General features: G+C 62.8%; 11 protein-coding genes. All 11 read right to left on the reverse strand.

Annotated elements, in window-relative coordinates; genetic code table 11:
- Positions 1-261: 261 nt before the first annotated feature.
- The gene (locus tag BMY52_RS04420) at positions 262-2,172 is read right to left on the reverse strand and encodes an XrtA/PEP-CTERM system amidotransferase (RefSeq protein ID WP_090251420.1); all 1,911 of its coding nucleotides are present in this window, start codon (positions 2,170-2,172) and stop codon (positions 262-264) included.
- Positions 2,173-2,338: 166 nt separating this feature from the next.
- On the reverse strand, positions 2,339-3,928 hold the full coding sequence (gene xrtA, locus BMY52_RS04425; RefSeq protein WP_090251422.1) for an exosortase A: 1,590 nt from the start codon (positions 3,926-3,928) through the stop codon (positions 2,339-2,341).
- A gap of 160 nt (positions 3,929-4,088) precedes the next feature.
- The gene (locus tag BMY52_RS04430; protein ID WP_090251424.1) at positions 4,089-5,381 is read right to left on the reverse strand and encodes a TIGR03087 family PEP-CTERM/XrtA system glycosyltransferase; all 1,293 of its coding nucleotides are present in this window, start codon (positions 5,379-5,381) and stop codon (positions 4,089-4,091) included.
- Between the two features lie 127 nt (positions 5,382-5,508).
- On the reverse strand, positions 5,509-6,573 hold the full coding sequence (locus BMY52_RS04435; RefSeq protein WP_090251426.1) for a FemAB family XrtA/PEP-CTERM system-associated protein: 1,065 nt from the start codon (positions 6,571-6,573) through the stop codon (positions 5,509-5,511).
- Positions 6,570-7,409 carry an XrtA system polysaccharide deacetylase gene (locus BMY52_RS04440; protein ID WP_090251604.1) on the reverse strand — a complete coding sequence of 280 codons (840 nt, stop codon included), beginning with the start codon at positions 7,407-7,409 and terminating at the stop codon, positions 6,570-6,572. Before BMY52_RS04440 ends, BMY52_RS04435 begins: the two co-directional genes overlap by 4 nt.
- A 38-nt stretch (positions 7,410-7,447) precedes the next feature.
- Entirely contained in the window at positions 7,448-8,482 is a 1,035-nt protein-coding gene (locus BMY52_RS04445) for an XrtA/PEP-CTERM system-associated ATPase (protein ID WP_090251428.1), read from the reverse strand.
- Positions 8,483-8,490: 8 nt separating this feature from the next.
- The gene (locus tag BMY52_RS04450; RefSeq protein WP_090251431.1) at positions 8,491-9,903 is read right to left on the reverse strand and encodes a TIGR03016 family PEP-CTERM system-associated outer membrane protein; all 1,413 of its coding nucleotides are present in this window, start codon (positions 9,901-9,903) and stop codon (positions 8,491-8,493) included.
- Positions 9,900-10,973 (reverse strand): XrtA-associated tyrosine autokinase, encoded by a 1,074-nt coding sequence (locus tag BMY52_RS04455; protein WP_090251433.1) that lies wholly within the window; start codon positions 10,971-10,973, stop codon positions 9,900-9,902. Before BMY52_RS04455 ends, BMY52_RS04450 begins: the two co-directional genes overlap by 4 nt.
- Entirely contained in the window at positions 10,970-12,532 is a 1,563-nt protein-coding gene (locus BMY52_RS04460) for an XrtA system polysaccharide chain length determinant (RefSeq protein WP_090251436.1), read from the reverse strand. Before BMY52_RS04460 ends, BMY52_RS04455 begins: the two co-directional genes overlap by 4 nt.
- A gap of 85 nt (positions 12,533-12,617) precedes the next feature.
- Positions 12,618-13,241, reverse strand: coding sequence for an XrtA/PEP-CTERM system exopolysaccharide export protein (locus BMY52_RS04465; RefSeq protein ID WP_090251438.1), 624 nt, complete (start codon positions 13,239-13,241; stop codon positions 12,618-12,620).
- A gap of 280 nt (positions 13,242-13,521) precedes the next feature.
- Positions 13,522-13,938: an OsmC family protein gene (locus BMY52_RS04470; RefSeq protein ID WP_090251441.1), complete on the reverse strand. Its 417-nt coding sequence runs from the start codon at positions 13,936-13,938 to the stop codon at positions 13,522-13,524.
- Positions 13,939-14,018 lie beyond the last annotated feature (80 nt).

A 14,018-nucleotide genomic window follows, 5' to 3' on the forward strand; every position in this document is an offset into this window, starting at 1 on the left:
CGTGAAATAAGCAAGGTTCAGCAACAGACACTCCCTTCTCCCCCTCGGGGGAGAAGGGCTGGGGATGAGGGGGTGAGGGAGGCGCTGTGCCGGTCCTCCCCCCTCACCCCAACCCCTCTCCCCACAGAGGAGAGGGGCTTCGAGCGTGTTTCATCATCGCGGAGGTACCTCACCACTGTGATGCATGAGAGTGAGTCGCATGATTTGATCATGACAGACAAGCGTAGCGCACCGCGCAACAATGCCTTCACGTCATGCGAGTCAGCGCAGTCCTCCCCCCAACCCTTCATTCCTCCGCAAAAACGCCTCAAACATGAACAGGCTCCACAGCGGGGCGCTGTAGTCCCGCTGGCCGCTGATGTGGGCGTCCACCAGGTGCTGGAGGGTGTTCATGTCGAATATGCCTGAATCCCTGAGTCGGTCGCCCAGGATGGTTTCCTGCAGGCGTTGTTTCAACGGCCCGCGGAACCACTGGGCCAGGGGCACGGCGAAGCCCTGTTTGCGGCGGTAGAGGATGTCGTGGGGCAGGTGCGGCTCCATGGCCTTCTTGAAGATGTACTTGCCCTCCCCGCCCTTGAGCTTCATGTCCGGTGACAGGCCGGAGATCCATTCCACCAGCGGGTGATCCAGGATCGGCACCCGCACCTCCAGGGCGTGGGCCATGCTGGCGCGGTCCACTTTGGTGAGGATATCGCCGGGGAGGTAGGTCTTCATGTCCAGATACTGCACCAGGGACAAGGGGTGGTCCGTGGGGGCGCGTTGGGCATGATGGCGCAGGACTTCCACCGGGTGATACCCCTGCAGGCTGCGCCGGAAGGATGGGCTGTACAGGCGCTGGCGCTGCTCGTCGCGGATGATGGCATTGTTGTTGAAATACCCCTCCACGGCATCGCGGGCCAGGGCCTGGAAGGTGGCCTTGGCCCGGAACATGCGGGGTGCCCAGTCGGCCTTGGGGTACAGGCGCGCCAGGGCCCCGAACAGGGGGCGGCGCAGGCCCAGCGGCATCATGGAGCGCAGGCGTTCTTCCTGGACGTGGAAGCGGTAGCGCCGGTAGCCGGCCAGGGTTTCATCGCCGCCATCACCGGACAGGGCCACGGTCACCTGCTCCCGTGCCAGCTCGCAGACGCGGTAGGTGGGCAGGGCCGAGCTGTCGGCGTAGGGTTCGTCGTACAACTCGGCCAGACGGTCGAGCAGCCCGAAGTCGTCCGGGTCCACCTGGCGCACCTGGTGACTGGTACCAAAGCGCTCCGCCACCTGGGCGGCGTGGGCAGACTCGTCGAAGGCCGGGTTGCTGAAGGCGATGGAGCAGGTCTTTACCGGGTCGGATGACAGGCCGGCCATCATGGCCACCACGGCACTGGAATCCACGCCACCGGAGAGGAAGGCGCCCAGCGGCACCTCGGCCACCATCCGCACACGCACGGCGTCCCGCAGACGCTCCTCCAGCCCTTCCATGGCATCGGCCTCGCTCATAGGGCCGGCGTTGTGGAACGGCACATCCCAGTAGATGCGGGGTTCGGGGACGGGCAGACCATGATGGATGGACAGCGTGTGCCCCGGGGGGAGTTTGTGCACGGCGTTATAGATGGTGCGCGGTTCGGGGACGTAGCCATAGGCGAAGTAGTCGTCCACGGCCTGGGGGTCCAGGGCCCGGGGCAGGTCCGGGTCGGCCATCAGGGCCTTGAGCTCGGAGGCGAAGGTGAGCATGCCGTCGGGCCGAAGCGCATAGTAGACGGGCTTGATGCCCAGGCGATCACGGGCGATGAACAGGGTTTGCAGGTTGCGGTCCCACACGGCAAAGGCAAACATGCCCCGGAAGCGCTTCACGCAGGCCTCGCCCCATTGTTCCCAGGCGTGGACAATCACCTCGGTGTCGCAGTGGGTGCGGAACTGGTGGCCAACGGCCTTGAGTTCTTCGGTGAGCTCGGGGAAGTTGTAGATCTCACCGTTGTAGGTGACCACGACGGACCCATTCTCGTTGAACAGGGGTTGCTGGCCGCTGGAGAGGTCGATGATGGACAGGCGCCGATGCGCCAGGCCCACGCCGGGTTCCACATGGATGCCGCCTTCGTCCGGCCCCCGGTGGAACTGGGTCTGGTTCATGCGTTCCAGCAGTGCCCGGTCGATGGGTCGCTGTTCGCGAGTGTCGAATATCCCTGTGATGCCGCACATAAACTTGTTCTCTTTGATTGAACCCCTCTCCCGCCTGCGGGAGAGGGGTTGGGGTGAGGGCCCCCGCTGGTACCGTGCCCTCCGCTCCCCTCATCCCCGGCCCTTCTCCCCCCGAGGGGAGAAGGGAGTTGGTGACGCCATACTGGGAAGAGGGAGAATGTATTCCCTATTCCACAGCCACCCGGCGTGGTAGCTTGGCTACAAACTCCGCCAGGATTTCCCTTGCTTCGTCTGACGTCACCTGAAACTCAGCGCTCACGGCCACCAGCATGGAACCCTCGGGGTTACCGGTGAGCCTGGCTTGAGCTTCACGCAGTTTGACCTCGATGGGTCTTACGGTGGTGCTGCCAGCCACCTGGTACCAATGCCATACCAGGCGATCCAACCCTCCCGGCCCCCTGATGATGGTCTCACGAACGGCACGTTGGCCTCCGTCCGGCAGGGTCAGGTTATGGGTCCCCTGAGAAGCCCTGCGCCACCGTTCACCGTCGAAGATGCGGTTGTCATAACGAATCAGATCGGTGCCCGGTTGATCCTGATGATAATGGAACAGGTGCAACTCCACCCTCCCCCGAGGACCACCCTCATAAGCGACCTGCACCCTCTCATCGGGATCGGCCCAACGTGGACTCCAGGCCGGATCTTCCATGGTTTCCGGACCCTGCCAGCCGGCCATGAACGGGGCTAACGGCCGCTGCTCACCTGCCAGTGCATCCATGCGCTGGTCCAACCACACCTCACTGGCCGGTGCCAGGGCAAGAGCCGCAATCACGGCCACCATGGGGGCGGCGAGGGAGGCGAGGCTTCGGGTCATCGGGGCACGCGTGCCTGAAACCGGGCTGGGGTCATCCCCGGTCACCTTGGCGCTCAGCGGTTCATGATCATCCCGGAAGAAGGTCCCGATCCAGAAGAGCAGGAACATCACGAACCCGAAGAACAGCCAGCCATAGATCAGGTGATCCACGCCCACGGCGTGCTCTAAGTTGGTCCAGTGGGCGATCATGATGATCCCGTAGGCGCGCACCCCATTGGCGACGATGGGCACGATGATCGACAGGGCCACAAAGGCCAGACGGCGCCAGATGCTGCGATAGACCAGATAGGCATACACCAGCCCCAGGGCCACGGAGGCGATCAGGTAGCGGATGCCACTGCATACATCGGCCACCACGAAGTCGCCGGCCGGGATGCTGATGTAATAGCCTTCGCTGAAGGTGGGGATGCCACTGATGCGTAGCATCCACACGGTGAACCAGGCGGTGTAGTCCTGCAGGATGGGCACCAGGAAACTTCCCACCGGCCAGGCGAAGAACAGGTAGACCAGGGGAAATACGATCACCCGCGAGACCTGCCAACCCATGATGGCCAGCACCAGGGCGGGTACCATGGCCACCACCACGAAGGTCTGCACCACGGTGACATCCGCCGCCCGGGCCAGGAACCAGCCCACCCCCAGGGCGAGGATGATCAGGGCGCCGAGGAGGCTGGGAGTGGGAGTCACCTGTACCAGGCGGTGGCGTTGGGTCCAGGCCAGAAAGAGGCTCAAGGGGAGGATGACCATGCCATGGGCGTAGGTATCCGAGCTGGCCCAGATGTTCACCAGGCGCTCCACGCTGGGCCAGTAGAGGGCCAGCATGACGAGGAAGGCGGAGCCGAGTAGGCCGAGGGCCAGGGGCCAGGGGAGGCCCTTCTTGCCGGCCTTGAGGGGGGCCGGGGCAGCGGGTTGAGCTTGTGTGCTGGATGGGCTGGTGTTCATCTGTTTTCCTAGCGTTTTATGGGCATGGTGCCCGCCGTTCCCCTCATCCCCGGCCCTTCTCCCCAGAGGGGAGAAGGGAGCTATTGAGCCCTCCTCTCACTTTCCCCACAGGAGGGGGAGCTATTGAGCCCTTCTCTCACTTTCTCCACAGGAGGGGTAGCTATTGAGCCCTTCTCTCACTTTTCCCACAGGAGTGGGAGCTGTTGAGCCCCTCTCCTGCTTGCGGGAGAGGGGTTGGGGTGAGGGCCCGCTCACTCTCCAGCAGATCCACAAATCGCCCCATGTGCTCTGCCCAACTATAGTGTCGACAGACACAGGTCCGATTCCGCGCCCCGGTATCCTCCGGGATCTCCCCCGTCAGCGCCGCGACTGCCAGTTCGATCAGGGCCTCGGAGGTGTCACCCACGATGGGCTCCACATCCGGGCACACCCGCAGCCCATCCATGGCCTGGGAGGTGGCGATCACCGGGCGGGCCATGGCCATGGCCTCCAGGACCTTGTTCTGCACCCCGCGCGCGATCCGCAGGGGGGCAACGGCCGCTGCGGCATAGGCCAAATACGGGCGTACATCCTTCACCGCACCGGTCACGTGCACGCTGTCCACCTGTTCCAGTTGCTTCACCTCCGGTGTGGGACGGGCACCCACAATGGTGAAACGGGCCCTGGGGCAACGCTCGCGAATACTCGGGAAGATTGTCTCGGCAAACCAGCACACCGCATCCACATTGGCCCAGTAGTCCATGGCACCCGTGAAGACCAGATGCCTTTCCCCTGCCCGATAGGGAGAGGGGTACACATGTTGCGGTGAGAAGTAATCCACATCCACGCCATTATCGATGGCATGGGTGGTTTGAGCCGTCTCCGGGGACAACTGGCGGAACAGTGCAGCCTCTTCGTGGCTGACGAACACACCGGCGGTGGCCCGACTGGAAACCTTGCGTTCGAAGGCCAGTAGTTTGTGAGACTCCCGGGTGTACAGCTGGTTCATGGGGAAGCGGTGCGATGGGGCGTATTGACGCCACTTGTCCGAATCCACATCCACGAAGTCCACCACCACATGGCGCCGGGCATGGTCCTCGGGCTGCAGGTACTGGGCCATGGCCGAGGAGAACACCAGCACCCGGTCGATGCCGGAGTCCAGTCTCTTGCGCACCCACTCATGCATGCGGGCGTCGGCGTAATAGGGCACCGTCAGTGCCTGCCCGGTGAGCAGCCCGCGCAGGCTCTTCAGCTTGGCCATGCGGGGGTTCAGGGGCTGCAGGTGGACATCTTCGCAGTAGGCGGTGATGTCGTCCTGGTAGCACCAGTCCGCCGGGTCGTCCACGAAGCAGCCCAGGTGGATCCGGTAGTGCCCCGCCAGGTGTTTGAGGAGGTTGAAGGAGCGGATCTTGTCCCCCTTGTTGGGGGGATAGGGGATCCGGTGTGCCAGGAACAGAAGTTGGGGTTTTGTCATTACCGGGCTCCGGCCTTCGCGGCCGAGGGCCGCTCCCACGGGGTGGTGCTCCTCAGGGTGGGGCTGGCCCCGCTCCTTGTGGGAGCGACCCTTGGTCGCGAAAGTCGAAGGCACGGACTCCACCCCATCACCCCAACCCCCTTGAGATCACCGGCCCCAACACATTGGCCACCGGCAACGGCAGCCGCTTCCAGCCGGCGATGAACAACCGGTACTTGGGGTTCAGCGGGTTGATGTCCGGGACATCCTTCGCCCGCACCAGATGGTATTCGTAATACAGAGGCTCAGGCTCGAAACCCCAGTTCTTCTTGAAACTGAACGACCCCGTACCCCGCTTGCTGCGACCATAATCAAAGAGGCGATATCCTTCTTCAGCGGCCCGGCGCATCACCTCCCAATAGAGAAAATCGAAGGCCGCCAGGTCGCGTGCCTCCGGGGTGCCCCCACCGTAGTAAGGCAGCACTTCATCCCGAAACAGGAAGCTCAGCACACTGCTCACCGGCTGCCCGTCATGGTTGACCGTGGTCACCTGGGCCGCCTCGCCAAACTCATCCCTCAGGGCCTGAAAGAAGCGGCAGGCGAACACCGGCGTGCCGTGGCGCCGCACGCTGTCGGCGTAGATGGGGAAGAAGCGGTCGATGCCTGCATCCCGCTCGGAGGCCAGTTCCCGCTTGATGCCCTTGCGCACCATGGCCCGCTGCTTGCGGGGGATGGCCTTCATGTTCACTTCCGGGTCGGGATCGATGGGCTTGCGGAAGGTCACGTACAGGTCATCCTTGCAGGGCCAGTCGGGCAGACGCCGCTCCCGGTGGCGCAGTTCCAGATAGTCCACCTGAAGCTCCTCGGCCAGATCCTGCGCCGCCCGGATCAGGGCCTGTTCGGCCTCGGCATCCTCGGCGGCCACGCCGCCATACACGCAAAAGGGGACGGAGATCAGGGCATTGCCGAACAGCAGGGTCTTCACATGCCCCAGGGGCAGCACACCCCGGATCCGGCCCTCGCTCTCGACATAGAGGTAATACCCCGTGTGGCCCAGGGCCTGTTCCAGCACCCGTTTCCAGCCGGCCCGGTGAAAGAAGGTGGCCGTGGGGCAGCCCTCCACGAAGGCCTCCCAGGCCGGCTCCATCGCCGGTTCCAGGCGCTGGATGGTCAGGTTGGTGGAAGGGCTGGCAGTCTGGGGCTGTTCACTCATTGCGCTGGGCATGGGCCGGGGGCAGGCTCCAGGAACACGCGATCCATGCGGTCCCAGTGAAAATCCTTGAGCAGTTGTTTCAGGCGCGATTCCGTGCGCGCCAGGTTGAGATAATGGCGTACCCGGGTCTTGAGGCCGATATTCTCCTGGCGGGGCTGTTCCGGGTCGATCTCCCAGGGGTGGAAGTAGAACACCGCCGACTGGCCTTCAGACTGGTTGATGTGCTGGATGGCCCAGCGGGACAGGTGATAAGGAAATAGCCGGAAGTAGCCGCCCCCGCCGCAGGGGAATTTCTGGCCGGCCAGTTCCAGGGTGGTCACCGGCACCTCCAGCAAATCCCCATCCCCTGGGTAAAAGGCGAAACGGGGGGCCTCGGGCATGCCGTAGAGGTCGTGGCGGATGGGATAGATGCTGGAGCTGTAGCGGTGTCCGGTCTCCTGCAGGATATCCAGGGCCCAGAGGTTATCCCGGCCGATGGAATAGCTGGCCGCCCGATAGCCTTTCACCGGCTCGCCGGTCACATCCTCCAGAAGCGCCCGGGTGCGGCTGACATCCTGACGGAAGGCCTCACGGGTCTGTTCGGTGGCGCGGATGTGGGACCAGCCATGGCTGGCAATCTCGTGGCCTTGATCCCGGGTGCGTCGCACCAGCGCCGGATAGCGGCGCGCCACCCACCCCAGATAGAAGAAGGTCGCCTTCACCTCCTGGTCGGCGAACAACTGCAGGATACGATCCACGTTCTGTTCCACCCGGCAGGGCAGCTCGTCCCAACTGCCCCGGGAGATGTGCTCCTCGAAGGCGGACACCTGGAAATAGTCTTCCACATCCACGGTCATGGCATTGCGGATGCCCTGGGGGGCGTTGGGGACCTGATTCACTGGGGCTTCTCCTTCAGGAAGTGCTTGATGAAGCGTCGCACCTGGGAAATTTCCCTGTAAAAGGTCTTCTCCATCGTCTGGATGCGGCTTTCCAGGGCTGAAACCCGCAGATCCAGGTTGCTCCAGGAGTAATGGGCCGGCAGGCCCTCGGCATCGTAGACGCCACCGCGATCCAGCCCCCCTTCCAGCGGCCCGGACCCGGTGTCCTCGGCCAGGGAATTCATCTCCTCGCCCAGTTCCTGCGCCACGGTACGCACCACGGCGTCATCGATCTGGTGACGCTCTTCCAGGAAGGCGTATAGCAGCAGGCGGTCGCCCAGGCTGTTGATACGCCGGGGGATACCCTCGGTCTGGCGATGAATCTCGGCGAAGGACTCGGGGGTGAAGTCCGGATCCCGCTGCCAGCCGGAGTTTTCCAGGCGATACTCGATGTATTCCCGGGTTTCCTCTTCCGAGAGGGGCGTGAGGTGACAGGCGGCCAGGAAACGCTGGCGGAACTGTTCCAGTTCGGCCATCTGCAGGGTGCGGCGGAACTGGTTCTGCCCCAGCAGGAAGCTTTGCAGCAGCGGGCGACCGGACACCTGGAAGTTGGAGAGCATGCGCAGCTCTTCCAGGGCATGCGGGGGCAGGTTCTGGGCCTCGTCCACCACCAGCAGCATGCGCTTGCCTTCCCTCGCCTTTTCGGTGAGGAAGCGTTCGATGCGGGTGAGGATGGCGGCCTTGCTATCCTTCTCCACTTCGAGGCCAAAGGCGATGGCCACCATGCGCAGCAGGTCATCGGCCTGGAGTTGGGTGGTGACGATCTGGGCGGCGACGAGGTTGTCGTCATTGAGCTCGTTGAAGAGCATGCGCACCAGGGTGGTCTTGCCCGTGCCCACGTCGCCGGTGATGGCGATGAAGCCCTCCCCCTGGCTCAGGCCGTAGCGCAGATAGGCCAGTGCCCGCTTGTGAATGCGGCTGCCAAAGAAGTAGCGCGGGTCGGGGCTGAGCTGGAAGGGCTTACGGTCCAGCTTGAAGTAGGCTTCGTACATGACGCTCCCTAGAACGTGGCGCTGAGTGTGGCGGTCACCCGGTTTTCTTCGTAATCGCCGTCCGGCAGGTCCGAGTCACGCTGCTGGTAGCGGTAGGTCAACGAGGCGGAGGTGCGTGGCCCCAGGGTTCGGCTCAGACCAAAGCTGAGGGCATAGAGGTCGTCCTTGCGGTTGTCCACCTCGTAGTCGGTGCCTTGCCATTGGAGGGTGGACTGTGCGCTGGTGCGGGGGGCCAGTTGGTAGCTGGCGGAGGTGGTGAGGCTGTTGACATCTTGGTCGCCGCGACCGGTCTCATATTCGCGCTCCTGGCGAGCGCCGCGGACACTCCAGGAGACTTTGGACTTCTGGCCGGAGACACTGACGGTGAGTTGGCGAGAGATGAAGACATCAGGGACGATCTCGAAGAGATCACTCGGATCCTCAATCGGCTCCGTCACACCGCCGGCACCGAAATCAACCGGTTCAACACGACTCTGTGTCGTGATGGTCTCCGAATAGGCAACAGACCACGACGCATGCCGGAATCGATGGTTCAGCGTCAGTCCATAGGTATCCCCGAAGAACCGCTCGCCCTGATAGGCATCGAGGGAAGTGCGTGTGGTGGGCGTCCAGGTGAATCCTGCCCGCCAGAACGTGTCGTCAGGATCATTACGGCCCTCGGCCCGCTCAAAATCATTACGCTCCTCTCCCCCGGCAGCATACACACTGAACTGGGGTGTCAGATTCAGCCGGAGCAGCCCTTCAAGGGATTCGAAGGTGCTTTTCGTCCCCTCCTCGAACTCCGCCTCATCCCAGCTGTAGGTCAGCCCCCAACCGATGGTGGTGAACTGCGGGCCACTGTTCAGGCTGGCCTGGACACGGTTGGATTCACTGCCTGAACCCTCCACGCTTGAATCCTCGTAGTCCGTTGTATCCCAGCTATATCGCACCTCACTGCTGGCAAACTGCCCGAACTGCTGGCGCCAATAAGGGCTCACGCGGTAGGTGGCCACCCCTGTTCTGTTTCCATCGGTGATGGTGTCATCCGCGAAGCCATCGCGGCCATCCACCAGTCGGTCCCGATAACTGGCAGAGGCATCCACGAAGAAGGTTTCACTGAGCACTTCGGTGGTGCTGTTGCCCGAGAAGGTGTGATTGACGGTGTTGCGGCCATCATCCCCCCAGTAGGCGAGGCCCTGCAGGTTGTAGCCCATGCTGAGATCCGTGCGCCCCCCCGAACGGCTCAGGGAGAACCCGGTGTTGAGCTGGCTAACGGATTCGGACTCCTTATCGCCAGCGTCCGAGGCCAGGTTAACGTTGTCCGTGTAGGTTTGTGAGACGCTGGCCCGGGGTGTGAACTCCCAACGGTTGGCGGTGGCCTGGCTGCTCAGGATGAGCAGGGCCGCGCCCCCCAGCAGCGCGCCACTCCATGGACGACTCATGCGGCGGATCCCTGGGCCGGTTCATCCTGGGCCGGGCGGGCGTAACCGTAGCCATACCCGTAACCATAGCCATACCCGGCATAGCGACTGATCAAAGACGAGCGCATCTTGTTCAACACCAGGCCGATGGGCTTGGAATGGTCCAGCATGGCCAGGGCATCGTTGACGGCCCCCTGCAGGGTCTTTTCCGATTCCACCACGAATACCACCTGCCCCAGCAGGCCACCCAGCACGGCCGCCTCGCTGGTGAGCAGCAGTGGCGGGGAGTCGAAGATCACCATGCGGTCCGGGTAGCGTTCTGCCAGTTCCTTGGTCAGGCGCAGCATGTCCTCACTGGCCAGCAACTCGTTGGCATGGGGATGGTACTTGCCCATGGGCACCACCCGCAGCTTGGGGATGTTGGTCTTGATCATCACATCGCCCACGTCCAGGTGGTCGTCCAGCAAGAGATCAATCAGGCCCGGGCCCATGGGGGTGCCCAGAATCTCGTGAACCCGTGATCGGCCCACGTCGGCATCCACCAGCAGCACTGTCTTGTCCATTTCCATGGCGATGCTGATGGCCAGGTTGACGGCGGTGAAGGTCTTGCCTTCGCCGGACTTGGCGCTGGTGACCATCACCAGATTGCCCTGCTCCACCAAGTCGGCGCCGCGGCCGAAGGCATTGGCCAGCAGGGGCCGCTTGATCATACGGAACTCCTCGGCCACCTGGGTGCGTTCCGAGCCGGCCGTGACAAAGCCCTGCTCACGCAGGTGGGCCAGGTTGAGTTCCACATAGCGATCCTGATCCGGATTCAGGTCCGGCGGGGGCGGTGGCACATCCGGCAGGGGATTCAGGGGCGCCTGCATCGCGGGGTTGGTTTCATCTGCTTTGCTCCCCTCGGTAGTGGCCTGGCTCACCTCCGGGGCGCTATCCAGGGAGGATTCAGGCTGCCCGGACGCCTGGGCATCGGACCGTGTCCGCTCAAAAGCGGAGACGTCCGACTGGACGTGTGCCTGGCTTCCCTCCTGCTCCCTCAGGCGGCGCGCCGCCTTTTCGATCAGGCTCAGATCTCGATCGTTATCGCTCATCCCAGCAGCCGCTCCACGATGGGTAGATGAATTCCGCCTGCTGCCACCACCACGAAATAGGTGAGGATCAGCAGGCCACCGAAGGACGCGAAGGCGACCAGTTCGACTCGCTCACGCCGCTTCATTCTGACGCTGGCGACCTGGGAGACCACCCCCAGCACCGGGAAGCCGGTGACTGAATTGAGTGTGCGACGGTTGTCGAACACCGGTCGCAGCAGGCCAATGAGGAAGGCCAGGCCACCCCCCACCGCCAGGCCACCCACCAGGGAGGCACTGAACATGGCCGGGCGATTCGGTGCCGATGGGGAGGAAGGCACTCGAGCCGGCTCGATCACCCGGAACTGCACCTGCTCACCCTCTTCTTCCACGCTACGACTGATGGCTGCGGATTCTCGGCGTTGCAGCAGTTGGTTGTATTGTTGCTGATTTACGCTGTAGTCCCGGTCCAACCTTTTCAACTCTGCCTCAATGTCGGGAATCACGTTCACCAGCCTTTCCAGCTCTTCCAACTCCGACTGCTGTCGCTGTTCACGGGAACGCAGACTGGCCAGTTCCACTTCCGTATTGGAGAGGTTTGTGCGCAATTGCTGGAAATAAGGGTTCGAAGCCAACTGATCTTCGGTGGGACCTATTCTGTTCGCGAGCATCAATTCTTCTTCACGTTGCTCTTCGAGGTCCTCTATGGTCCGCCGGATACTTTGAACGTCCGGGTGTCGCTCGGTATACGTTAGCAACAACTCATCCAGCCGCGTCCTGAGGTTCTGAATCCTTTCGTCGATAGCGGCGGTCGCCTGGGACGTTCTCACTCCTCCCAAAGGCCCAACAGAAGCCCCGTCACCGGAGAGGTGACGTCGGATCTCGTCCCGCCTCCTCTCAAGTTCTCTGATTTGCTGTTGAGTGGCTTCCAGCTGATTCCGCTCCCGCTGGAGGCGCCCGTAGTAGTCACCGCGATCCCCTGGCAACATTCCGACATTCTCGCGCCGGAATTCCGCCAGCCGTCGCTCGGCAGCGGTCAGCCGCTCCTCGTACTCCGCAATCTGCTGATCCAGAAAACGCTGCGCATGATCGGTGCCGGCACGGGTATCACCCAGAGCCCCTTCCACAAACTGATTAAGCAGCGCCTGTACCACATCGTAGGCATGCTGAGGGTTACCGTGAGTATACGAGATGGTATAGATCTCATCTCTCCGCCCCGAGGAGATATTGATACCACTTCGCAACTGGCTAACAATCCGCTGCATGTCACTGTCGTCGCGCGCCTGCAGATGCAGATCCACCTCCCGGGCCACCTCTTCCAGATTGGGGCCGGTGAGCATGGTGCGGGTCATGAAATTGACCCGCTGGGAGATATTGGTATCCACGGCCAGGCCCCGCAGCAAGGGGCGCAGCATGGACTGGGTGTCCACGTGGACCTGGGCGGAGGCTCGGTATTGATCGGGAATCTGGGTGACGTGAGCCCACCCGGCCAGGCTGATGATCCAGGCCACGATGAGCACGATCCATCGGTAGCGCCAGGTGGACCTGACGTAACCCAGGATCTGATTCAGGATTTCCTGCATGGCGGCGACCTCCTCGCCTACGCGAACTGCTGCTTACTGCACATCAACAAAAGGGGGCGCCATCCCTGGCCACCCGACACGGGCATTAGAACCAGGACTCAGGAATGATCAGGATGTCCCCGGGAAGCACCGGGGCATTGGCTTCGATGTCACCCTGGTTGAGCAGATCGTTCAGCCGCACATTAAACTGTCGGGTTTCCCCGTTGGCATGACGCACGATGGACGCCCGGTTGCCTGCCGCAAATTCGGTGAGCCCGCCCACGGCGATCATGACATCCAGCACCGTCATGTTCTCATTGAAGGGAATGGCCTGAGGATTGGCGGCCTGCCCCACCACCCGGATCTGCTGATCGTAGGGGCCGCTAAAGCCGGTGACGATGACCGTGACCACCGGGTCTCGCACGTACACGGAGAGGACTTCTTCCATATCCCGGGCCAGCTGGGTCGGAGTCTTGTTGGCGGCGGGCACGTCTTCAATCAGCGGGGTGGTGATCTTGCCGTCGGGGCGCACGGGCACCGACATGGACAACTCGGGCTGACGCCAGACGAAGATATTCACATTGTCGCCAGGGCCGATAATGTAATCGGGGCTGCCTTCCAGCGACACATCTTCCAGCGGGGGATGCTTGGTCGCACAGGCGCTCAGCGCCAGTGCCGCGAGAACGACGAGAAGGTACCGGATGAACCCCTGGACACTACGCTTGCTCACGTGCTTCTCCTTTTCTGGCGCCGACCCTGCCCCACTGATTCGAACACCCGGGTGGGCAGAATATTTGCGTGAAACCCTTCATCCCAACGGGTTGACGCCTGCAGCACAGGCGGGACCCGAAGCCAAAGGGCGACGGTCACTGCTTGAGAGAATAATGTGAACCAGTTCACATTTCAATGCCGCACCGGAGAGATGGGTGATGGATTTGATCCCCCCAGAGACGATTGAGTGTATCACCCGAGTTCGCGGCAACGACAGATACCGCCGCCCGGGCCGCCCATCAGGGCGACCGGATCTCCACATCATGGGTGATTTCGGCCACCTGGCCCAGCATGATGGAGGCCGAGCAGTATTTTTCCGCCGACAGGCTCACGGCCCGGGCCACGTGCTTTTCCGACAGGTCGTGCCCCGTGACGATGTAATGCACATGGATACGCGTGAACACCTTGGGGTCGGTCTCCGCGCGCTCGGCGGACACCTCCAGCTCACAGTCGGTCACTGCCTGGCGGGATTTCCTGAGGATCTGCATCACATCAAAGGCGGTGCAGCCGCCCATGCCCAGCAGCAGCATCTCCATGGGCCGGGGGCCCAGGTTGCGACCGCCGTGCTCTGGCGGGCCATCCATCACCACGGCGTGTCCACTGCCCGACTCGCCCACGAAGGTCGCGTTATCCAGCCATTTGATCCGGGTTTTCACAGACTCTTCTCCCCTTCGGCGCACTTCGCCGCTGCAAATATTCGACAATCCACCCGGCCTACCATAAACTCGACACTGGG

It is taken from the genome of Ectothiorhodospira marina (genome assembly GCF_900109495.1).
In the GTDB taxonomy this organism is placed as follows: domain Bacteria; phylum Pseudomonadota; class Gammaproteobacteria; order Ectothiorhodospirales; family Ectothiorhodospiraceae; genus Ectothiorhodospira; species Ectothiorhodospira marina.